The 21639-nt window shown below is 68.6% G+C and carries 13 protein-coding genes; 4 read left to right on the plus strand and 9 right to left on the minus strand.

The window, feature by feature from the left end; all coding sequences use genetic code 11:
• Positions 1–2: 2 nt before the first annotated feature.
• The 4 genes from LHA26_RS18465 to LHA26_RS18480 all read right to left on the minus strand — a co-directional run bounded on the left by LHA26_RS18465 (position 3) and on the right by LHA26_RS18480 (position 6477).
• On the minus strand, positions 3–1331 hold the full coding sequence (locus tag LHA26_RS18465; protein ID WP_252168555.1) for a glycoside hydrolase family 27 protein: 1329 nt from the start codon (positions 1329–1331) through the stop codon (positions 3–5).
• 14 nt (positions 1332–1345) lie between these two features.
• The gene (locus tag LHA26_RS18470; protein ID WP_252168556.1) at positions 1346–2383 is read right to left on the minus strand and encodes an arabinan endo-1,5-alpha-L-arabinosidase; all 1038 of its coding nucleotides are present in this window, start codon (positions 2381–2383) and stop codon (positions 1346–1348) included.
• A 2-nt stretch (positions 2384–2385) separates the two neighbouring features.
• Positions 2386–5127, minus strand: coding sequence for a TonB-dependent receptor (locus LHA26_RS18475; RefSeq protein ID WP_252168557.1), 2742 nt, complete (start codon positions 5125–5127; stop codon positions 2386–2388).
• 402 nt (positions 5128–5529) lie between these two features.
• Positions 5530–6477, minus strand: coding sequence for a hypothetical protein (locus tag LHA26_RS18480; RefSeq protein ID WP_252168558.1), 948 nt, complete (start codon positions 6475–6477; stop codon positions 5530–5532).
• Between the two features lie 177 nt (positions 6478–6654).
• On the opposite strand from LHA26_RS18480, the gene LHA26_RS18485 reads away from it, so the two are divergent.
• Together LHA26_RS18485 and LHA26_RS18490 are read left to right on the plus strand one after the other, a co-directional pair.
• Entirely contained in the window at positions 6655–7077 is a 423-nt protein-coding gene (locus LHA26_RS18485; protein ID WP_252168559.1) for a hypothetical protein, read from the plus strand.
• 75 nt (positions 7078–7152) lie between these two features.
• Positions 7153–9030 (plus strand): AsmA family protein, encoded by a 1878-nt coding sequence (locus LHA26_RS18490; protein WP_252168560.1) that lies wholly within the window; start codon positions 7153–7155, stop codon positions 9028–9030.
• Here LHA26_RS18490 and LHA26_RS18495 read toward each other — a convergent pair.
• The 3 genes from LHA26_RS18495 to LHA26_RS18505 form a co-directional block, all read right to left on the minus strand.
• Entirely contained in the window at positions 9022–11520 is a 2499-nt protein-coding gene (locus tag LHA26_RS18495; RefSeq protein WP_252168561.1) for a glycoside hydrolase family 9 protein, read from the minus strand. The two genes, LHA26_RS18490 and LHA26_RS18495, sit on opposite strands and share 9 nt — an antisense overlap.
• Positions 11517–13070, minus strand: coding sequence for a tryptophan halogenase family protein (locus LHA26_RS18500; RefSeq protein WP_252168562.1), 1554 nt, complete (start codon positions 13068–13070; stop codon positions 11517–11519). The genes LHA26_RS18495 and LHA26_RS18500 overlap by 4 nt, the downstream gene beginning before the upstream one ends.
• A 91-nt stretch (positions 13071–13161) precedes the next feature.
• On the minus strand, positions 13162–16206 hold the full coding sequence (locus LHA26_RS18505) for a TonB-dependent receptor (RefSeq protein WP_252168563.1): 3045 nt from the start codon (positions 16204–16206) through the stop codon (positions 13162–13164).
• A gap of 400 nt (positions 16207–16606) precedes the next feature.
• Here LHA26_RS18505 and LHA26_RS18510 point away from each other — a divergent pair, with 400 nt between their 5' ends.
• Together LHA26_RS18510 and LHA26_RS18515 are read left to right on the plus strand one after the other, a co-directional pair.
• The gene (locus LHA26_RS18510; protein WP_252168564.1) at positions 16607–17296 is read left to right on the plus strand and encodes a SapC family protein; all 690 of its coding nucleotides are present in this window, start codon (positions 16607–16609) and stop codon (positions 17294–17296) included.
• Positions 17297–17299: 3 nt separating this feature from the next.
• Positions 17300–18298, plus strand: coding sequence for a cupin-like domain-containing protein (locus tag LHA26_RS18515; RefSeq protein ID WP_252168565.1), 999 nt, complete (start codon positions 17300–17302; stop codon positions 18296–18298).
• 7 nt (positions 18299–18305) lie between these two features.
• Here LHA26_RS18515 and LHA26_RS18520 read toward each other — a convergent pair whose 3' ends face one another.
• Positions 18306–18746 (minus strand): helix-turn-helix domain-containing protein, encoded by a 441-nt coding sequence (locus tag LHA26_RS18520; RefSeq protein ID WP_252168566.1) that lies wholly within the window; start codon positions 18744–18746, stop codon positions 18306–18308.
• Between the two features lie 358 nt (positions 18747–19104).
• Positions 19105–21612, minus strand: coding sequence for a glycoside hydrolase family 9 protein (locus tag LHA26_RS18525; RefSeq protein ID WP_252168567.1), 2508 nt, complete (start codon positions 21610–21612; stop codon positions 19105–19107).
• Positions 21613–21639: the final 27 nt, after the last annotated feature.

Raw genomic sequence — 21639 nt, forward strand, 5'->3', positions numbered from 1 at the left:
GCTCAGCCGAGCCGGTACAGGCCGGCGCCGTGCGGCGGGAGGTGCGCCTCCAGCCGCCCGGCGGCGGGCGGCAGCATGGCGCCGCTCCACAGATCGCGGACCGGCTGCGGCCCGTCCAGTCCGAGCGCGGCGAGCGGAAGCCCGACGGTGCGCGCCGTCTTGCCGGTGTTGAACAGGCCGACATAGCGGCCGCTCCCCGCGTCGGGCCGGGCGGACCAGATGCGCGTCTCGTCCTCCACGAAATGGGGCCGGTTGTCGCTGCTCGCCTGGTTGACCGCGAGCACCGCGCGGTTGGTGAGCAGGGCCAGCGTCGCGGCGTCGAGATGGCGCAGATCGCCGCCCATGATCAGCGGCGAGCGGGTGATCGCCCACAGGCTCATCAGCGTCTTCTGCTCGTCGGGCGTGAAGCGGCTGTCGCGCGCGCCGAGCGCGAGCCGACCGAGCGGCAGCATGTCCGCATCGGGCCAGGCGCCGGGCGCGCGCCACGGCGTCCAATTTTCGAGCCGCGTGAACTGCGCCTCGAGCATCGGCCATTCGTCCCAGAAATCGTCGCTGATCCGCCACATCTGCGCGAACCGGCGGACATGATCGCCCCGCAGCACCGGCGTCTCGCCCGGCGAGAGGCTGAGCGTGATCGGCCGGCCCGAGGCGCGGATCGCCTTGTGCGCCGCCTCGATCTCGGGCGCGTGCGCATCATAGGGGCGGCTCATATCGTCCATCTTGACGAAATCCACGCCCCAGCCGGCATAGAGCGCGAAGACGCTGTCATAATAGGCCTGGGCACCGGGCTTGCGCATGTCCACGCCGAACATGTCCGGGTTCCACGGACAGCGGCTGTCGGTGTCGGCGATGTCGGCGGCGCGATAGGGCGTGCCCAGCACCGGCAGGTTGCGCTTCACCGCCAGCCGGGGAATGCCGCGCATCAGATGAATGCCGAAGCGCATCCCCATGGCGTGGATATCGGCCGCCAGCGGCGCGAAGCCCTTGCCGCCGGCGCTAGATGGAAAGCGGTTGGGCGCGGGCAGCAGCCGGCCAAAGCCGTCCATCGCCGGCACGGGATTGGGCGTATAGGCGTAGCTCGAGGCTTCGGGCTCGTACCACTGGATGTCGATGGTGAAGATCGAATAGCCGAACGGCAGCAGCTTGGCGCGCATGATCGCGGCGGTCTCGCGCGCCTGCGCCTCGGTGATGGTGGTGCCGAAGCTGTTCCAGCTGTTCCAACCCATCGGCGGGGTGGGGGCGAGCGCCGCGCCCGGCGCCGGGGCGCCCGCGCGGACGGCGGCGGGCAGCGCGGCGGCCGCCGCCAGCATGGCGCGACGATCGATGCGCATGGCGCCGCCCGCCATTAATCCACCGCCTCGGGCCAGCCATCGGCGGTCCAGCGCACCGGCGAGATGCGCAGCGTCGGCGCCCCGTGCGCCGCCTTGTCATAGGCGTGGTAGACCAGATAGTCGCGGCCATCGGCATCGTGCAGAAAGCCGTTATGCCCCGGCCCGCGGAAGCGCTGCTGCTCGCGCAAATCGCCGCGCAGTATCACGGTGCCTCCGCCCTCCAGCATGCGGCTGCCATCCTTGCCGAGATAGGGCCCGGTCACAAGGCGCGCGCGGCCGACCACGGTGTAATAGGTGCTGTTCACGCCCTTGCAGCAATAATCATAGGAGGCGAACAGATAATAATAGTCGCCATGCCGGATCAGGAACGGCGCCTCGATCGGATCGGGCGCGCCCGCCGGCACCGGACGCCGCGCCAGCGCGATCGGCGGCGCGGCCGGATCGCGCGGCTTGCCGGTCTGACCATCGAGCGCGAACAGCTTGATGCCCGACCAGAAACTGCCGAGCGCCAGCCAGTGGCGTCCCGAAGCGTCCTCGATATGCGCGGGATCGATGGCGTTGAAATCGTCCGCCGGGGTGGATTGCACCGCCAGCCCCTCGTCGCGCCAGCCATAGCCGGGCTTGGCGGGATCGAGCGTGGGGCTGGTCATCAGACCGATCGCGGAGCGGTTCGAACCGAAGCTCGAAACGGCATAATAGAGGTGCCAGCGGCCATTCCAGAAGGAGAGGTCGGGCGCCCACATGCTCTTGGCGTCGGGAATGGCGCGCACCGCCCAGCCGGGCAGCGTGACCGCCGGCGGCGCTACCGTCCAGCGGCGCAGATCGGGCGAGCGCCGGCCCGACAGGATCTGCCCGCCGGCGCCGCCCAGGCCGGTGCCGAACACATAATAAGTGGAGCCCTCGCGCACCAGCACGGGATCGTGAACGGGCGCGATCGCGCCGCTGAGCACGCTGTTGATCGGGCCGCTCTCGGCGGGCCCGGCAAGCGCGGGCGCCGCCGCCGCCGCGAGCAACGCCGCCAGCCCCGCGCCCCTGCGGATCGCGCCCGCCACGATCAGAACTTGAACCGCGCGCCGAACTCGAAGGTCCGGTCATAGGTGCGCGTGTCGCGCGGCGTGGTGGAATAGACGCCGGTGGCGCTGTTCAGCCCCTTGAACTCGTCGTGATAGACGCGGTCCGTCAGGTTGGTGGCGTCGAAGGTGATGGTGGCGAAGGGGGTGATGGCATAGTTGACCGACAGATCGAGCTGTCCGGTCGGCCGTGCGACCACGCTGCCCGCCTGGAGACCGCCCGAATTATAGGCCGCCGCGAAGCTCGACCGCCAATTCCAGGCCAGTCGCGCCGAGACGCCGTATTTCTCGTAGATCGCCACCGCATTGTACGAATATTTGGACACGTTGACGAGCCGCTGCTTGCCGCCGTTGATGGGATCGTCGTTGCGGCCGATGATGTAGGTGCCGTTCAGCTGCGCGCCCAGCCCGCTCAGCGGCCCCGGCAGGAAATCGAAGAATTGCTGATAGGCGAGTTCGAGCCCTTTCAGCGTGCCGTCCACGCCGCGCGGACGGCTGACCAGCGCGGTCTGCCCCTGATAGGGCTCGATCGCCGAATAGACCTGAATATAGCCCTTGATCGTCTTGTAGAATCCCGCCGCCGTCAGGCTGGTGGTGGGGGTGAGATACCATTCCAGCGAGGCGTCGTAATTGTCCGCTTTGATCGGGCCCAGGCCGGGATTGCCGCCCGATCCGGTATAGGCGGTGCCGGTGCCGCCCGTGACGCCGTTGCTGGCATAGCCGACCAGCGGGTTGAGATCGGAGAAGTTCGGCCGCGTCAGCGTCTTGGCATAGGCGAGGCGGAACTGGAGCTTGCCGGTGAGCTTGGCGCGCAGCGTCGCGCTCGGCAGCGCGTTCAGATAATTCTCCCGGCTGGACACGCCATTGCCCTCGAGATCCTCGACGGTGTTGACGACACGCACGCCCGCCACGCCATCCACCGCGATGCCGCCGATATCGAAGCGATAGCCGGCCTGGCCGTAGAAGGCATAGGTCTTCTCGCTGTCGAAAAAGGCGAGATTGGGATCGAACGGCCGGTCCCCCGCCGGCTGCGAGAAGATGCCGCGGATCTGATCGGCGTGGCTCAGCAGATAATCCGCGTCGGACAGAGCGAAGCGGTCGATGCCCGCTCGGCCCTGGACGAGATCGCCCGGCGACAGCGTGGCGAGCCCGTCCACGCTGCTGAGCAGCACCGGATTGGTGATGCCGATCGGGGTGGACACCGTCGCCTGCGATTCCGCGCGGCGATCGGTATAGCGCACGCCGAACTTGAAGTTGGAGAGCAGGCCGCCATCGAAGCTGTGCGTCACATCGGCGCGATAGGCCCATTGCCGGCTGGTTTCGAGCGAGTGGTTGTCGAACAGCGTGCGCAGCGTGAAGTTGGCGGGATTGGTAAGATCGACCCCGCCGATGTTGATCAGCGGCGTACCGTTATTGTCGAAATTGTAGCTTGCCGTCGGCGCGTTGAACGAGGTGTCGACGATCAGGTTGCGGTTCGGCAGCTTGCTGTGGTTGTACACGATCTCGGCGGTGATCACGTCATGCTCGCCGGGGTTCCACTTGGCGCCCACATCGCCCTGGATCGTCGTCGTCTTGTTCTGGTAGGCCTGCATGCTGGACAGGGTATAGGCGTTGGTTTCCGTCACGCCGTTGGCCAGGGCCGGATAGGCATCATAGGTGGTGACGTTGGTCACCACGCCCGTCTTGGGCAGGCCCACGAAGAAGTTCGTGTCGATCCGGTTCTTATATTGCGTATAGAGGCCGTCGGCATAGAATTCGAGATTGTCCGCCGGCTTCCACTGGAGCGATCCGTTGAAGGCGAGCCGCTGCCGCTGCCCCACCGTGTAGAGGCCGCCCACCGTATCGGGAATGCCGATGCCCTGCCCCGCGCTGTTGCCGAAGGGCGGCGTGGTGAGGCAGGCGCCGGTCGGTCCGGTCACGCAGTTGGAGATGAAGTCGAACGCCGTGTCGTCGCGGTAGATGCGCCGATTGAAGGAGAAGCCGGCGAGCGCGCCGAATTCGCCCAGCCCGGTCTGCCAGCGGTCGCTCACCAGCGCATTGGCCAGCCCGCTCCACTTTTTGGACTGATCGGAATAGACCGCGCGGCCGCCGCCCGCGATCTGCAGGCCGTTGAAATCGAACGGGCGCCGCAGCCGCACATCGATCACGCCGACGACGCCGCCCTCGACGATGTCGGGCGTCGCCGTCTTGTACACGTCGACGCCGGCGATCAGCTCGGCGGGAATGTCCTGAAGCGCGATGCCGCGCGCCGCGCCGGTAAAGGCCTCGCGTCCGTTGAGGAGCGTGGCGGCGTTGGGCAGGCCGCGCACCAGCACCGCCGTCGCCTCGCCGCCGCCGCGGATGATCTGCACGCCCGTCACGCGCTGGAGCGCGTCGGACACGGTGTTGTCGGGCAGCTTGCCGATATCCTCGGCGACAATCGAGTCGACGATCTGCGGCGCCTGGCGCTTGATCGTCGCGGCCGAGGAAAGGCTGGCGCGCAGGCCGGTGACGATGATCTCGTTGCTGCCGGCGGCGGGATCGGCCGCAACCTGGCTGTCGAGCGGCGCGGCGGCGCCCGGCACCGGCGCGGCGCTGTCCGCCGGGCTTTGCTGCCGCGCGGGCGTGGTCAGCTGGGTCGCGCCCGGCGCGCCGGCGACGCTGGCGTTCGGATCCTGCTGGGCGAGAGCGGGCGTGGCGACGGCGATGGCAAGCGCGGACACGGCCGCGAGAGCATGGCGCTTCATGCGAGAACCTCCCCTGTGCGCGACGGGTTCAATCCCGTGCTTTCAAAACTCGTACAATTGAATATCGCCGCTTCGCGCGGCTTGCAACGGCTTTGTAGCCTTGCCTTGCAGATCCGCGCCGCCGCCGGATCGCCTTGCGTTCGGTCACGGAAAGCCGATCCAAATCAGCCCGGCCCGGCGCACAAGTCGGGCGCGAGCCGGCCGCACCCGCCCGCAGCGAAGCCCCCGCGTTTCGGCCTCCGAATTGTCCAACAAGTCTGCGGGATCGGCAGTCGGCAGCCGGACACGGACCCTCTCCTCCCGCCGGCCTCGGGGTTCTTCCGTGTCCGTTTCTTGGCGTTATGCACGCTCGCCGCACGGCGAGGCCGGGTGGCGCCGGTGGCGGGCGGCTGCGCCCGCGGCTCAGCGCGGCGGCGGGCTGGCCTGGGACGCGGCGGGCGTCGGGGCGGCCGCCGGAGCGGTGATCGCGCGCCGCACCTGCGCCGCGATATAGTCCATCTGGCCCGTGCCCGTCGCGTTCGCGTCGCTGCGGTACAGGCCGTTCAGATAGGCGCGGTCGAACGCCGTGAGCCCCTCCGGCGCGGGTTGCCGGGTGAAGAGCGACAGGATCGAAGGAACGCCCTGCGGCGCGCCGTCCGGGCTGAGCTGGGCGAGCGACACCAGCGCGAGATAATCGGCGAGTTGCTGATATTGGATGCCGTCGAGCCGGCGCGTGTCGACGAGGATGGTCTCGCGGATCAGCCGTGTCTGCGTGCTGGCGATGAGCCGCGAGCCGCCATCGAACCGCGCCGTCTGGGTGATGCCGTGCCCGCCCGAGCCCATGCCGCTGTCCGAGACCGGAGTGCCGAACTGGCCGGTGAAATCGGAGAGGCCGATCCACCGCACCGCATCGTGGCTGCGGCGCACCTGATCGAGCACCGCGCGATCATCGGCCGAGACCAGCCCCTGACGCTTGATCCGCAATCGGTCGATCAGCTTGGTCGGATCGTTGGAGGCGAGGATGAAGATGGAGGGCGCGCAGCCCGGCCCCCCGACGCGCAGCGCCAGCCCGCGCGCGATCACGCCGATGCGATCGGCGACGAACTGCGCCGCATCCTTGGGCAGGCCCGCCACCAGCACGCAGATATCGCCCGCCCAGCGCGCATATTGGCTTTCGAACCCACCCGTCTCGGTCGGCCGCGATAGCGCGCGCACCGCATGGTCGATCTCGCCCGCCGTCAGGCGATGCGCCTGCACGATGATCTCGGCGGGTTCCTGCTTCGGCGGCGGCGGCGATGGCGGCGCCGCGCGCGCAGGGGCCAGCGCCAGCGCCGAGGCGAGCGCGACCAGGATCGTGCGACCGGCTTTCATCCCGTCCTCTCCCACGCGCAGCTACGACACAGCCGCTTGATGGTACGGGAGAAAATGCGTTGCACAACAGGATTATCAGCCATTGCGGCGCGACCGCGCGCGGCGCGCGACGGGCCTGCTTCGCTCCCGTTCATCCGGCGCGGGCTAGGCGGGGGCAGGAGTGTCAGGAGTATCGTCATGCGTTTCGTCCCGATTGCCGCGCTGGCCGGACTGGTCGCCACCGCCGCCACCGCCAGCGTCGACACCACGCCGCCGCCGGGCGGCGTCTACCGGCTCAAGCCCGGCCTCTATGTCGCGCAGGGGACGCCGTGCAGCGATCCGCCCAATGCTGCGATCCGCAGCTATGACGGGCGCGGCCTGTCGACGCCGCACAGCCATGCGTGCCGCGTGCGCATTCTCGCGCGCCACGGCCAGCGCTTCACCGTGGCGCAGACCTGCCTCGATACCGGCACGGGGCCCGGCGCGCGCTTCGTCGAGCGGCAGGAGGTGACGGTGCCCGATGCGCTGACCGTTTCGATCCGCACGCGCGGGCCCGCGACGACGTACCGTTATTGCCCGATCGATCAGCTGCCCGCCAGCCTGCGCCCGTCGACGCGCTGATCGCGGCGCCGCCCCGTGCGCGAGGGAGCCCAAGCGCCTGATAAATGTTAGTGCCGCCACAGGGGAGGCACCAGCATGTGGCGGGCGGTTGAAACGGGCGGACGGTGGGGCCGCTGGCTGGCGGCGGCCGCGCTGCTCGTCGCGCTGGTGCTGCTGCTCGTGGCGGCGCTGCCCTGGGGGCTGGTCGCGCGCCATGCCGACCGGCCGCTGGCGGCGGTGCTCGGCCGATCGGTGGAGATTGGCGGCGCGCGCCGGATCGACTGGCTGTCGCTCACGCCCAGCATCGCCTTCACCAATGTGCGCATCGGCCAGGCCGAGGGCGACGGCCGCGCGCCGCTGGCGGTGATCGACCATGCGACGCTGCGCGTGGCGGCGCTACCGCTGCTGATCGGCCAGGTCCGCCCCCGCGCGCTCGAGCTGGACGGCGTGCGGGTGCATCTGGTGCGCGATGCGCAGGGCCGGACCAATTGGCGGCGGCCGGGCAAGGCGGGCGGCGGAGGCGGCGCGCCCGCCATCGGCCGCGTGACGGTACGCGCGATGCGCGTTCGGCTCGACGATGCGCGGCGCGGCCTCGTCCTGCTCGCCCGCGTCTCGGCGGATGCGACGGGCGTCGCGGTGCGCGGCCGCGGCACGCTGCGCGGCGCGCCGCTAGGTCTCGCGCTCCGCGCCGCGCCGCTCGATGGCGGAAACGCGCCCTGGCCGGCCCGGATCGCGCTGCGCTCGTCGCGCGCCACGATCGATGCGGCGCTGCGCCTCGATCATCCGCTCGATACCGGCCATTTCGACGCGCGGCTCGCCGCCGCCGGCCCGGACCTGCACGCGATCGACGATATATTCGAGATCGGCCTGTTCCACACGCAGCCGGTGCGGCTCACCGCGCGGCTGCGGCATGACGCACCGGCGTGGCGCATCGCGCATCTGGAGGCGCGGCTGGGCCGCACCGCGCTCGAGGCGGCGCTGCGCGTCACCCGCCCCCAGGGCCGGACCCGGCTGGAGGGCGAAGTCACCGCCACCACGCTCGATTTCGACGATTTCGCCTCGGACGCGCAACGCGCGCGCGGCGCCGCCGAGCAGGCGCGGATCGGCCCGCGCGTCGTGCCCGATACGCGCATTGTTCTCGCCCGGCTGCATTTCGATGGCGTGCTGCGGGTGCGCGCGCACCGCCTTCTGGGGGCGCCCGACAGCCCGTTCCGCAGCCTCGCCGCCACCGCCACGCTCGACGATCGGCGGCTGACGCTGGCGCCGCTCGCGATCGGCCTGCCGCACGGCGGCATCACCGGGCGGGCGCTGGTCGACCATCGCGGGCCGTCACCCAGGCTCGCGCTCGCGCTCCGGCTCGCGGGCGGCCGGGTCGAGGATATGCTGCCGCACCAGCAGGCGGTGCGCGGTCCGCTGCGCGCGGTGCTGCGGGTGAATGGCACCGGCGAGACGGTGCGGGCGGCGCTGGCGCGCGGCACCGGCCTGTTCGGCTTCGCGGTGGAACAGGGCCAGATCGATCGCGCCTATGCGACCTTTCTCGGCGGCGATGTTCTGAAGGGGTTGGGCGCGGCGATCGGCGGCGGCGGCGCGGCGGCGGCGCTGCCCTGTCTGGTCGGCCGGTTTCCGATCCGGGCCGGGCTGATGACCGCGCAGCCGCTGCTCGTCGCCACCGGCGTGTCGCGCGGCGATGGCGCGGGCACGATCCGGCTCGGGCCGGAAACGCTCGCGCTGCGCGTCCAGGGTCGCCCGGTGCGGCCGGGGCTGCTGCTCTCCACCGCGCCCGTGCGGCTGACGGGCACGCTGTCGCAGCCGCATCTCGATATCCGCCCGCCCCGGGCCGAGGGCGCTAAGAAGACCGGACTGCTCGATCGCGTCGGCTTCTTCCTCAAGAAGCTGCGGCTGCGCGGCGATGCGGGCGCGCCGCCGGCGGCGCCGGTGAACTGCCCGGCCGAGGCGACGCGCGCCCTATCCTGACGGCTTGTGCGCGTAGAGCTGCCGCGCGGCCAGCACCAGGAACATATAGTTGGTCTCGCCGCCGCCCAGCACATATTCGGTCTGTTGCCAGAAATAGGGCCAGACCTTGAGCTCGGGGAGATCCGGCCGGATCAGCGCGGTGCCGGACACCACGCCGCCGGGCACATAGCTCCAATCGGCCCGGTTGAAGCCATAGGCGGTCGTCACCGAGCGCGCGCCGACCCCGCTGGCGAAGGCGGCGGTGTTGCTGCCGGGATGCACGCCCAGCACGAAATCCAGCGCACGCACGAAGCGGCTGGTGGGCACCAGCTGCGGCCAGGCCTTGTGCAGCAGCCATTGCTGCACGCCGAATTCCTGGATCGTCCAGCCCGCGCCCCAGATATCGGGCTTGTAGGGGACGCCATAAGGGCTGTCCGCTCGCGCGGCCTTGTCCAGCCCCGCCTCATAGGTGGCGACGGCGGCGGTCACATCGGCGCGGAAGCCGGCATCGTCGATCCGGGAGAAGACCGGGGCGAGCATCCAGCCCGTGTCCGCGATCGCGTTGACGATACGCGGCTTGAGCGCCACCAGCCGCTGGAGATAGGGCTTTTCGCCCGTGGTGGCGGCGAGTTCGGCGAGCGCGAAGACGCGCGGGCCGATCTCGTCCGTCCGGTCGATCGCGCGATCGAACAGCGTGCGCGCCGTGGCGAGCGCATCGGCCGCCACGGCGGGGCTCGATGCGCGCAGCACCCGCGCCACCGTGGCGAGCTGCGCCGCGACGGTCAGCTCGCGCGCGGGATTGTCCTCGGTGAAGACGAGCCGGTCGTCGGCGCGGATCGCCACGCCATTGTTGAGCGTGCCCAGCCCCGGCACCGGCTTGCCGACGATATTGTCGGTCGCGTTGGCGGCCTCGCCGAGCAGCGTATATTGCGCGAGCGTGGCATCCTGGATGCCGCGATAGAGCCGGCCCATGGCATGGTAGCCGCCCAGCACCGAGAGCAGGCCATGCTCGATCTGCTGCACGGCATCGTTGCGGCCGTCGGGCTGGTGGATCAGCACGCGCTTGTGCGTCTCGTCGATCGTGGTCGCGTCATAATCGAGGCCGAATTCCTCGATCATCTTCGCCAGCAGCCACACCGTGCCCATCTGCGATTCGATGCGCAGATCATAATCGCCGGCATCGTGCCAGCCGCCGGCATCCAGCCCCGGCACATGATCGAGCGGCTTGAACCGAGTGAGCGTGCTCGGCCCCTGCGCATAGCCATCGAAATGGTTGAGGTTCACCGGCGCCATCAGCGCATCGTCGACATGGTCGAGCCCGTGCCAGACCCGGTATTTCTCCTCCACCCGCATGTGGCACATCTGGATCGGCAGGAAATAGTCCAGCGTCGGCTGCCACACGCCGCGATCATAGATATCCGCGCCGATCCGGAACGGCTCGGACAGCGCGCCGCGATAGCGGATGCGGTAGAGGCCGGGCTCGCGCACGCTGGAGAAATCCCAGGTGGCATAGCCGTAGCGCAGGAAGCGGCCCCAGGCCGCAGGCGCGCCGCTCTCCACCGGCTGCGGGCCGTCGGCGGTGATCCGCAGCAGCTGCACGGGATCGAACCGGGTATCGGCGGCGTCCTGCTCGATCACCAGCGTCTTGGGCTGGTCCGGCGCATAGCCGACCTGCGACACCTGGAGCACCGGCGGCGATGTCCAGCCGGGCACGACATGGGGCGTGATCGTCCATTCGATCGCGTTCTTGGTGGCACCGGCGGGGACCAGCTCGCGCACCACGAACCAGCCGTTATTGACCGTGCCGCGCGCATCGATCAGCCGCAGCGCGCCGGTCTGGCTGGTGATGCCCAGCCGCTGGAGATCCGTTTCGGGCGCGACCGTCAGGCTGTGCCCGGTGGCGAGCGGGGCGGCGATGGTGGCGCCCTGATCGGCCGTCATCGGCCCGCTCGGCTGCCGCGCGAACACGCCGGCCGTCTTGTCCATCAGCCAGGTCTTGCCGAACAGATCGCCGGGGAACAGCTCCAGGTTGAAGCCGAGCTTGCCGACATAGCGGGCCGGCAGCGGCTGATCGAGATCGACGCGCACATGCACGCTGTCGCCCGGGCCGGGCGTGACGGTGACGCTGTAGCCGAGCTTGAGATCGGGATAGACGATCGGGTTGAAGCCGGTCCGATCCTTGGCGGGATCGGGGAAGGAGAGATGGCGGCTGATGCTGTTGTGCGCGGGATCGACGAGGCGCGCGCCCGTCGCCGGCATCGGCGACCATTGCCCCGGCGCCGCCTCCAGCCGCAGATCGCCATTGGCGGCGACGCGCACGCCATGCTGGATGATCGTCACCCCGGTCTGGTGGCCATCGGGATAATAGTCGCTGAACGCCATCACGTTCAGCCCGGGCTCGGCGAGATAGCCGGCGGGATCGAGCCGCAGGCCGGGGCCGGCCGCCAGCGCCTGGCCGGCCAGGGCGAGGAGCGCGGCGCCGCTCAGCGCGGCGACATGGCCGCGCTTCATACCGCCTGCATGCCGTGCGTGTGGATCTTGCGCAGCAGATCGCGGTTGCGCGGCAGCTGCTGCCGCATCGAGCGCGTCGCCGCCTGGTTCTCGCGCACCATCCGCGCCGCGATGCGCGCGCCATCCGCCATGTCGAGCGGATCGACCTCGGTGCGGAAGCCCATGCCATAGAGCACATATTGATAGGAGGCGGCGGGAAAGACTTCTTCCAGCCGGTCGAACTCGTCGAAGAACCAGGGCGATTGGTGCCGCCACAGGGTGAGCAGATCGCGCAGGCGCGGCGGGATCGTGTCGGGATCGACATTGTCGCGCCAGAAGGCGGTGTCGGTGCGCTTGGTCAGCACATAATGGAGCTTGAGGAAGTCGATGATCCGGCCCCAGCGATAGCGCGTCACCTCGTTGAAGCGGCGCGAGACGATGTCCATCACGCCGCGCGTCGCCGGCATCTGCTCGGCGATCAGCTTGGCGGACAGCTCGATCAGCACGATCGCCGAGGCTTCGAGCGGCTCGAGAAAGCCCGCCGCCAGTCCGACGGCGACGCAGTTGCGCTGCCAGAAGGTCTCGCGATGGCCCGAGCGGATCGGGATGCGGCGGATCGCCAGATCCTGGTGCTTGGGCCCGATATAGGCGCGCAGCTCGGCCTCGGCGCTGTCCGGATCGCTGTGCCGGCTGGAATAGACATAGCCGACCCCGCGCCGCGTCGGCAGGCCGATATCCCAGATCCAGCCCGATTTCTGCGCGGTGGAGATGGTGTGCGAGGCGATCGGATCGTCCGGCGTGTCATAGGGCAGCTGCACCGCGAGCGCGGTGTCGCAGAACAGCACGTCGCTGCAATCGCGGAACGGCACGCCCAGCGTCTCGCCCAGGAGCAGCGCCTTGAAGCCGGTGCAGTCGACAAAGAGATCGCCCGCGATGCGGCCGGCCTGTTCGGTGTGGACGGCGGCGATATCGCCATCCTCGCGCTGCTCGACCGAGCGCACATCGGCCAGGATGTGGCGCACGCCCAGCACTTCGGTGCAATGCTCGCGCAGGAAGGTGGCGAATTTGCCGGCATCGAGATGATAGGCGTAGTTGGCCACCGCATCATATTCGCGCGTGGCGATCGTCTTGGGCGCGAGGCCCTCGTCGCACAGCACGCCCTGCGGGCACACCGTGTCGCAGAAGCTCGATCCCGGCGCCGCCGCGCCCGCCAGCCAGTGCGGCACGAGATTGAGCTGGGTGAAGCCCTGCGGCATCATCAGCGGGTGGTAATAGGCGTCGTCCGCGGCGCCCGTCGTCCATTTGGCGAACTTGGCGCCCTGCTTGAACGCGGCATCGCAGCGGCGGAAGAATTCCGTCTCGGAGACGCCCATCTTTTCCAGCGTCGAGCGCAGCGTGGGCCAGGTGCCCTCGCCCACGCCGATGATCGGCACATTGGGGCTTTCCACCAAGGTGACCGAGAAGCGGCCGGCGGCGATCCGGCCCTTGTGACGGGCGGCGATGATCCCCGCCGCCAGCCATCCGGCGGTTCCCCCGCCCACGATCACCACGTCGCGTACCGCAGCGCTCACGCTGAAACTCTCCGAGAAGCTATTGTTATACAGCTAGTATCCCGCAACGGGCGGGAATCGTCCAGTACGATCCCCGCCCGTCCGCCCCGGCTCAGAGCCGGAAGTGCGCGCCCACCGTGAAGCGGCGGCCATAGCGGAAGGCATCCAGCAGCTGGTTGCTGTACCGGCCATGGGTGCTCAGCGTTTCATCGTTGAGGTTGAGAGCCTCGAAGAAGACGCTGATCTGCTTGTTGATGTCATAGCTGGTCGAGAAGTCGACCTGGGTGCTGGCATTGACGAAGGTCGGCTCGGTCCCGAAGGCCGAGTTGTTCTGCGTCTGACCGAACCGGTCCAGATACTCGTCGCGCCAGTTGACCGCGACGCGCGCCTGGAAGCCATGCTTGTCGTAGAAGCCGACGAAGTTCGCCGAATTGGCCAGACCCGTGACGGCGAAGCCGCTGATCGAGATGTCCGACGGATCATACTTCTTGTTGGTGCCGACGAAGGTGGCGTTGGCGGTGAAGCCGAAGCCGGTATCGGCGAAGACATGCTGCACCGCGAGCTCGACGCCCTTGATCACCGCCGACGGGCCATTGACCTGCTGGGTGACGGTGAAGGACGCCGCCGCGCCGGTGGTGGGATCGACCACGCCGTTGATCGCCTGGCGGGTGGAGCCGCCGACCACGAAATTGGTCACGCGCTTCACGAAGAAGTCCACCGAGGCATAGGAGTTGCGGCGGTAATACCATTCCGCGCCGACGTCGAAATTGTCGGCGAGATAGGGATTGAGCCGCGGATTGCCGCCGGTGGCGACCAGCGCGCCGACCCGCTGCGTGTTGGGCACGTTGAGCACGGGCGTCAGCACGTTGAGCGCCGGCCGGGTGAGCGTGCGCGAGGCGTCGAAGCGCAGCTTCAACTTGTCGGTCACGTTCAGGCCGAGATCGAGGTTGGGCAGCAGATAGCTGTAGGTGTGGGTGGTGGACACCGGCGTGGTGCCGGTGAAGCTCACCAGGAAGGCGGTGAGATCGCCCGTCTGGACGGTCAGGCCGGTCGGCAGCTGGCCGAGGCCCTCGGACGTGACCTTGGTCACTTCCTCGCGCAGACCCGCATTGATGTGGAACGGCATGTCGCCGATCTTGGTCTCCTGGTGCAGGGTCAGATAGCCCGACCAGACGCGCTCGGTGATCTTCTGGAAGCTCGCCGGGTTCAGCACCGAGTCGTAGGTGCCGGTGAAGCCGTTGACCGAGCCGTAATTATAGCCGGGGATATTCTGCGTCTGCGGATTGCCCAGGCCCTTGATGTAGTTCAGCACGGCATAGGGATCGAACACCAGGACCCGCGGCGGCAGCGCGCCCGCACCCGAGAAGCCCGGGATGAAGTTGGCGGTGCTGAAGCTGTTGGTGAAGAGGTTCTGCGGCAGCGCCAGGCCGGTGGCCGAGCCGCTGGCCGGACCATAGCCCGAATAAGCCTGCCAGAAATTGTTGGTGAAGGTGTCGTAGTTGGAGAGCTGGAACTGATCGCGCACATATTGCGCGCCGATCCGGATCTTCAGATCATCGCCATTATAGGCCGCCTCGAACTTGGCCTGATCCACCGTATCCTTGTTGCGCTGGCTGGTGATCGGCACGACGTGCGAGCCGATGATGCCGTTGCCGAGGAAGTTGGCGGAGTCGCCCGCCGGGCCATAGCCGGTCGGCGCCGGAATGGAGTTGGTGCCGATGTTGGTGAGGCCGACCGAGGTCGCGTTCGGGCCGCCATAGCCGACATCGACGTCGAGGCTGCTGAACTGGCCCCCCGGATTGAGCCAGGAGCGCGCATGGCTGCCATCGAAGTTCAGGCTGACGCGATCGCTGACGTCCCACTTCAGATTGCCGCCCAGCTGGTTGTTCTGGAGAACCTGCTGGTTGATCTGGCCCTGGAAGTCGGTCGGCGAGGCCGGCTGGGTGAAGCTGGTGACGGTGCCGTTCTTGTCGAAGGTGATGTCGCGCAGATTGCTCTGGTTGAACCAGACGCTGTAGCCCGACTGGTCGGCGCGGATCTTCTGGCGCGAGAAATTGTCGTCGATCGTCAGCAGCACCGCTTCGGACGGCTTCCACTGCAGCGCGATGCGCCCGTCGATGCGGGTGTCCTTGGTGTCCTCGCGATAGATGCCGTAATCCTGGGAGTAGAAGCCCGGGATGGTCTTGTTCGCGTCGGTGAGCTGGGCGTCGGTGCAGGTCGCGGTCTGCTGGCAGGGCGCGAAGAAGGCGCCGTTCCAGCCCTGGTTGTTGATGTGGTTCGTCTGGGTCTTGTGCTGGGTGTAGATGACGTCCGCCAGCACGCCGATGGTGTCGTCGGCGAAGGTGTCGCTCAGCAGCAGGCCGCCAGCCGGCGCCGCCTTGCCCGCCCCATCGTTGATCGAGCCCGAGGCCGAGGCCGCCAGGCGGAAGCCCGGATGATCGAACGGCTTGGGGAACTTGATGTTGATGGTGGCGCCGATGGCGCCGGCGGCGAGGCCGGCATCGGGCGTCTTCAGGATGTCGAGTTCGCCGACGAAATCGGCGCCGACGGTGCTGAAGTCGAAGCCGCGGCTGCTGGTGCCGCTCGAGATCGGGCGGCCGTCATAAAGGGTTTCGTTGAAGGCGGGGCCGAAGCCGCGCACGGTGATGGCCACCGCGTCGCCGGTCGTGCCGGGCAGGCCGCCCAGGCTGCTGGTGCCGCGGCTGACCGAGACGCCGGGCACGCGCTGGAGCGCGGCGGCGACGTTCGAATCGGGGAATTTGCCGATATCCTCGGCCGAAATGGCATCGACGATGCCCGGCGAGGCGCGCTTGATGTCCATGTTGCGCTGGAGCGATCCGCGCAGACCGGTGACGATGATCTCCTGGCTGCCGGTGCCGTTGGTGACATTGCCGGCGCCATTCACCTCATTGTCGTTGTGCGTGCCCGCGACCGGATTGGTCTCCGGCGCCTTGGGCGCGGACGAGGCCTGGGCCGAGGTGCTGTCGGTGGCGGCGCCGCCATCGACGGGCGCGACATTGGTGGTGGTGGGCGGCGCGGCCTGGATGGCGGCATCGCTGGCCGGCGCCTGGGCGCGCGCGCCGGCGCCGATCACCGCGAGGCCGGACACGCCGACCATGAGGGCCGTGCGCGCGAGCGCCCCGGCCGGACGACGCATTCCATTCGATTTAGTGTAAAGCGACATTATGGCTCTCCCCGTGTGCCGTCTCGCGAGCACACGCCACCGACCGCTCCCGCGCCCGTATCGCGCAGTGCGTATACTTTATCGGCAGGCGCATACTCTCCAGCCTCAACTCCCCCTTTTCGAGGTAAATTGAGGCGGCCTTCTGCTTTTGCTTGCTAAACCCCGAGCATCCCCCTTTGACGGTGTAGCTCTTCTCCCGTCTTGCTTGCGATTCTTGAATTAGCCGAGCCGGTTAGCGCTATCAATAGCAATCAGCAAAATGGGGGAAATATTTTGACAAGGCTGTCGTCAGTCGATTGTATCGCGCAACGGACCGCCGGCGCGGCGGCGAGATCGGCCGCATGACAGGGCGGCCAAGGAGAGGAAGACGGGCATGGCGCGGGTAGAGTTGCTGGATCCAAAAGTCCATGGCGAGCTGCGTTACGACGCGCGCCGCGCCGCGCGCGAAAACCGCGATCGTTTCGTCCAGATCGCGCCAATCGAGTTTCCGCTCGTCGCGGTCCGGTATCCGATATTCCTTAGCAAGGATGCCGAGACGGGCGGCTTCTATTTCGGTGCGATGCTCGGCATCGATCCCGATGAAAATCTGTACGCCGGCGATGATGCGATCGCCGCGCCCTACCGCCCGCTGCAACTCCAGCGCCTGCCCTTTTTCCTCGCCGCCGAAGGGCTGGCCGCCGATCTGGAAAATCCGTATCTTTCAGAAACGGGACCGGGCGAAACCCTGTTTGATTTCACCGGCGAATATAGCGACTATCTGCAAACGGTACGAACCGCTCTGGTTGCGTTGCATAACGGAATGGATAGTGGCCGCGCGCTCGCCAGGACGCTGCTTGAGCATGATCTGGTCGAATCGGTCGAGATCGAGCTGAGCTTCGATGATGGCAGCACGCGCACGCTGGAGGGCCTGTACAGCGTGTCGCGCGACAGCCTCTCGGCGCTCCCCGATACTGTCGTCACCAGCCTGTTCCGTTCGGGCGATCTCGAGCGCATCCATCTGCTGCTCGCGTCGCTCAAGTGCGTGCCGATGGTGGCCGCGCGGAAAAATGCGCGGTTGGGCTGAGCCATGGCGGCGCTGATCGAGGCGCGCGACGGCGCCGGGCTCGACGCCGCCGGCTTCGATGCGATCGCCGCCGCCTGCCGGCCGGTGGTGCTGCGCGGCCTGGTGCGGCACTGGCCGCTGGTGGCCGCGGCCGAAACACCGCACGGGCTCGCCGCCTATGTCGACCGCTATGACAGCGGCGGCATGGTCGAGGCCTTTGTCGGCGATCCCGCCATCGCGGGCCGCTATTTTTATGGCGACACGCTCGACGGCTTCAATTTCGAGCGCCAGCGGATGACGCTGCGCGAGGCGGTGGCGGCACTGGCGGCGCCACGCACGCCCGGCGTGCCCAGCCTCTATATCGGCTCGCTGCCGATCGACGCCTATCTGCCCGGGCTGGCCGAGCAGGTGCGCGTCCCGCCCCGCCCCGGGCTCACCGGCGGGCGGCTGTGGATCGGGCATGAATCGCTCGTCTCCACCCATCACGACATGCTGGACAATCTCGCCTGCGTGGTGGCGGGGCGGCGGCGCTTCACTCTGTACCCGCCCGAGCTGATCGGCGATCTCTATGTCGGCCCGCTCGATCGCACCATGGCGGGCCAACCGGTCAGCCTCGCCGCCTCGGCGCCGCCGGGCGATCCGCGCTATCCGCGCTTCGCCGCCGTGGCGGATCAGGCGCTGGTCGCCGAACTCGAGCCGGGCGACGCGCTCTATATGCCCAAGCTCTGGTGGCATCAGGTCGAAGGGCTCGCCCCGTTCAACGCGCTGCTCAATTTCTGGTGGGACGGGTTCGCAGCGGGCGGCGATCCGCCCTTCGCCTCGGTCCTGCTGGCGATGATCAGCATCGCCGAGCGCCCGCCGGGGGAACGCGCGGCGTGGCGCGCGCTGTTCGATCATTATGTCTTCCGGCCGGACCGCCATCCGCTCGAGCATCTGCCGGCCGCCGATCATGGCGTGCTCGGCCCGCTGCGGCAGACCTATGGCCGGCTGCGCGCGCAGGTGATGCGGATGCTGCGGGGCTGAGCCACGCTCAGTGCGACAGAGAGAGCCGCTCCAGCCCGAGCCGGCGATCGCTTTCGGCGGCGGCGTCGAGCGCCTGATGGATTTTCCACAAGGCCTTTTCCAGCAGCAGCACGTGCGAGCGGCGCGCATCGCGCGGATCGGGCTGGCGCCGCACCATGTCGGCGGTCTCCAGCGCCGCGATCCAGCGCAGCGCCGTCGTCATCGGCGCGCCCGAGGCACGGCAGACATCCGAAACGCCCAGCGGTCGCGCCGCGGAATATGTGTGGATATAGAGTTCCAGCAGCATCGACCAGGCGGCATTGCCGGTCATTTCCCAACCGATAAAGTCACCGACGATGCGGTTGGCGCGCAACCAGGCGCGCGCCGTGGCAAGCCGGCGGGCGGTCTCGCGCTCGTCCCCTGCCAGGCTTGGGGGCGCCACCGGCCGGTCCTTACTTATGTCAGTCATTACTCTTGCTCAAGATCAATCGCCATGAACCGATGATAGCGAGTAAACCATCTTTTTGCCGGTTAGAGCCGGATCGGCGATTTTTGCGAGTGCTGCATCACCATCCCCGCTGATTTAGACCATTGTCTAGGGATCGGTGCCGCAAGCCGGCGCCGTCGGCAAGCCCTCTTACGGGGGCCGAGGGTGAAAGCCGAAGCGTTGACGCGCGGCGATGCTCTGGATCTGCTTGGCGCCGCCCTTCTCGGCGGACGCGATCGGCGGACGGTGCGAGCCGGTCGGCGGCGCCCGTCCTGTCACGCCGCCGGCCCGATGCCGCGCGCATCGGGTCCGCGCCGCACGAGGGCGGCGCGGTCCGGCGTTACCGGGCGGCGCCCGCGCCCGGTGCGGCGGCCGGCGTCTGGGTGAGGCTGATCGCCGCGTTGGCGGCCAGGATATAGGCGGAGGTGGTGCTCACCGTATATTCATTCTCGAACCACAGGAACGGCCAGTCGGTCTTGAGTTCGGGGAAATCGGGCTTGATCACGATCACGCCCGGCACCATTCCGCCCGGAATGAAGCTGTAATCGGCCCGATTATGACCATAGCCGATCAGTTTGGACTGGGTGCCGACGGTGGAGACGAGCGACAGCGCGTTGGCCGGGTGCCGTCCCAGGATATAATCGAGCGCGTTGAGCGTGTAGTCCGGGCCGACAATGTCCGGGAAGGCCGTGTGCAGCATGTACATGGCGGTCGCGAAGGTGGCGACCTGGTTGGAGCCTGCCCAGCTGCCCAGGCTGATCGGCACGCCAAAGGGATTGGCGGCGAGATCGCGATCCACCTTCTCCTTCACCGCGCGCGCCAGCGGCGCCAGCGCCGCGCGATACTCGGCGCCCATGAAGGGCAAGGCGCGCACCGCCGCCGCGCCCACCCAGTCGAAATGCTTGGCCACCACGGGCATCAGCGCGGTCAGCCGGCGCGTGTAGAGCGGCTCGCCCTTGGTGGCGAGGATCAGCTCCACCGTTGCCATCACATCGGCGACATCGGGCGCGCGCGGCGCGAAGGCATTGTCGCGCGCGGCCGCGCTGTCCACCAGCCGATCCTGCTGCTTGGCCCAGAGCGTGCGCGCGGCGGCGAGCGCCTCCTCGGCCATGGCGGGATCGCTGGCGCGCAGCGCGCGGCTCGCGCCCGCCAGCGCGCCCGCGACATAGAGATCATTGGCCGGAAGATCGGTGGTGAAGGCCCAGCGATCGTCGGGCTTGCCCGAGCGATCGCCGCTTACCGCATTGGCCGGCAGCGACGGATCGTAGAGCCGGCCATCGGTTTGCGAGCCGGCGTCGCCCAGATGCGCATATTGCCGCTGCACCGGATCGATGATGCCGACAATGGCGTGGCCGAACACCTTGTACTGGGCGAGCAGCTGGAGCGTGCCGTGGCGGATCTGCTGGATCGCGTCGGGCACGCCGTCGGGCTTGCGGATCTCCACCGCCCGCGCCGCCTCGTCCACGCTGGTCTCGTCCCAATCGAGCCCGAACATCTCGCGCGCCCAGACGAGATCGCGCACCACCCAGGCATTGTCCGGGGTCTGGATGTCGTAATCGCCGGCATCCTGCCAGCCGCCCACCGCGAGGCCGGGAATATGCTCGCCCGCCTTGAACGGCGAATCCAGCGAAGGCCCCATCTTATAGCCGTCGAAATGGATGTGGTTGGGCGGCGCCTGGCGCGCATCGTCGAGATGCGAGGGCGATTGCCAGACGCGGTACTGCTCGCGCACGCCGACATGATCCATCTGCTCGGCGAGGAAGCTGTCGAGCGATGTCTGCCAGATATGGGCATAGGCATCGGCGGCGATGCGGAACGGCGCCGTGGTGGTGGCGCCATAGCGGATCGCATAGATGCCGGGCGCGCGCACGCTCGAGAAATCGAAGGCGGCATAATCGTAGCGCATCCACCGGCCGCGCGGCTGCACGCGGGCGCGCAGCACCGGCTGACGGCTGCCATCCGCCGCAAGCCGCACCAGCTCCGCCTCGGCGGGCGCCTTGTCGTTCGGATCGCTCTCGATCAGCGCCACCTTGGCGCGATCGGGTGTATAGCCCGCCTGATTGTAGGAGACGACCGGGGGCCGCACCCAGCCGGGGATGCGATGCGGGCGCACGTGCCACACCACGGCATTGTCCTTGGCGCCGGCCTCGATCAGCGAGCGGACCACGAACCAGCCATTCTGCGCGCGCGCCCGCGCATCGTAGAGCGCCAGCGGCGCGGCGTCCGAGGTGATGGTGACGCGCGTCGCCGGATCCTCGGGGGCGAGCGTGATGCTGTGGCCGCCCGCCGCCAGCGGCAGCGGATCGCCCGATCCGTCCTTGGCCATCGGGCCGGTCGGGTGGCGCGGGAACAGGCCGGGCGCGTCGTCTAGCAGATAGGTCTTGCCGAAATAGGCGGTCGGCAGGAAATCGAGGTTGAAGCCGGCCTTGCCCGCAAGCGCCGGCGGCAGCGGCGCATCGAGATCGACCGCGATGCGGAACCCCTCGCCCTCGGCCGTCACCGTCACCTTGTAGCCGAGCTTCTCCTCCTTGAAGGCCGAGCGCACCACGATCTGGTCGGGCGCCGCGCCGAGCGTGCGGCTGACGAAGAGCGGCACCGGGCTCCATTGTTCGGGGGTGGGGCTCAGCCGCAAAGCGCCGTCGGTGGCGATGCGATCGCCGTGCAGCACCATCTGGATGCCGGCATTCTTCTCGTCGAAGAAGATCGGGCTGAACTGGTTCTGATCGACGATCACGCTGAGGCCCGGCGCCTCGAGCGTCTGCGCCGGGCCGAGCCGGAGCGCGGCGGCCTGCGCCTGCGCCGAGATCATGCACCCCGCCAGCAATACCGCAACCAACGTCCTGCGCATGCCCAAGCCTCCCTCTCCCGGTCGTGC

The organism is Sphingomonas morindae (genome assembly GCF_023822065.1).
Lineage (GTDB): Bacteria > Pseudomonadota > Alphaproteobacteria > Sphingomonadales > Sphingomonadaceae > Solisphingomonas > Solisphingomonas morindae.

What these genes read in the sequence shown, in the direction of transcription:
- LHA26_RS18465 (WP_252168555.1), bottom strand. Translation starts at nt 1,331, where the DNA reads ATGCGCATCGATCGTCGCGCCATGCTGGCGGCGGCCGCCGCGCTGCCC.
- LHA26_RS18475 (WP_252168557.1), bottom strand. Translation starts at nt 5,127, where the DNA reads ATGAAGCGCCATGCTCTCGCGGCCGTGTCCGCGCTTGCCATCGCCGTC.
- LHA26_RS18480 (WP_252168558.1), bottom strand. Translation starts at nt 6,477, where the DNA reads ATGAAAGCCGGTCGCACGATCCTGGTCGCGCTCGCCTCGGCGCTGGCG.
- LHA26_RS18485 (WP_252168559.1), top strand. Translation starts at nt 6,655, where the DNA reads ATGCGTTTCGTCCCGATTGCCGCGCTGGCCGGACTGGTCGCCACCGCC.
- LHA26_RS18490 (WP_252168560.1), top strand. Translation starts at nt 7,153, where the DNA reads ATGTGGCGGGCGGTTGAAACGGGCGGACGGTGGGGCCGCTGGCTGGCG.
- LHA26_RS18495 (WP_252168561.1), bottom strand. Translation starts at nt 11,520, where the DNA reads ATGAAGCGCGGCCATGTCGCCGCGCTGAGCGGCGCCGCGCTCCTCGCC.
- LHA26_RS18505 (WP_252168563.1), bottom strand. Translation starts at nt 16,206, where the DNA reads ATGCGTCGTCCGGCCGGGGCGCTCGCGCGCACGGCCCTCATGGTCGGC.
- LHA26_RS18510 (WP_252168564.1), top strand. Translation starts at nt 16,607, where the DNA reads ATGGCGCGGGTAGAGTTGCTGGATCCAAAAGTCCATGGCGAGCTGCGT.
- LHA26_RS18515 (WP_252168565.1), top strand. Translation starts at nt 17,300, where the DNA reads ATGGCGGCGCTGATCGAGGCGCGCGACGGCGCCGGGCTCGACGCCGCC.
- LHA26_RS18520 (WP_252168566.1), bottom strand. Translation starts at nt 18,746, where the DNA reads ATGACTGACATAAGTAAGGACCGGCCGGTGGCGCCCCCAAGCCTGGCA.
- LHA26_RS18525 (WP_252168567.1), bottom strand. Translation starts at nt 21,612, where the DNA reads ATGCGCAGGACGTTGGTTGCGGTATTGCTGGCGGGGTGCATGATCTCG.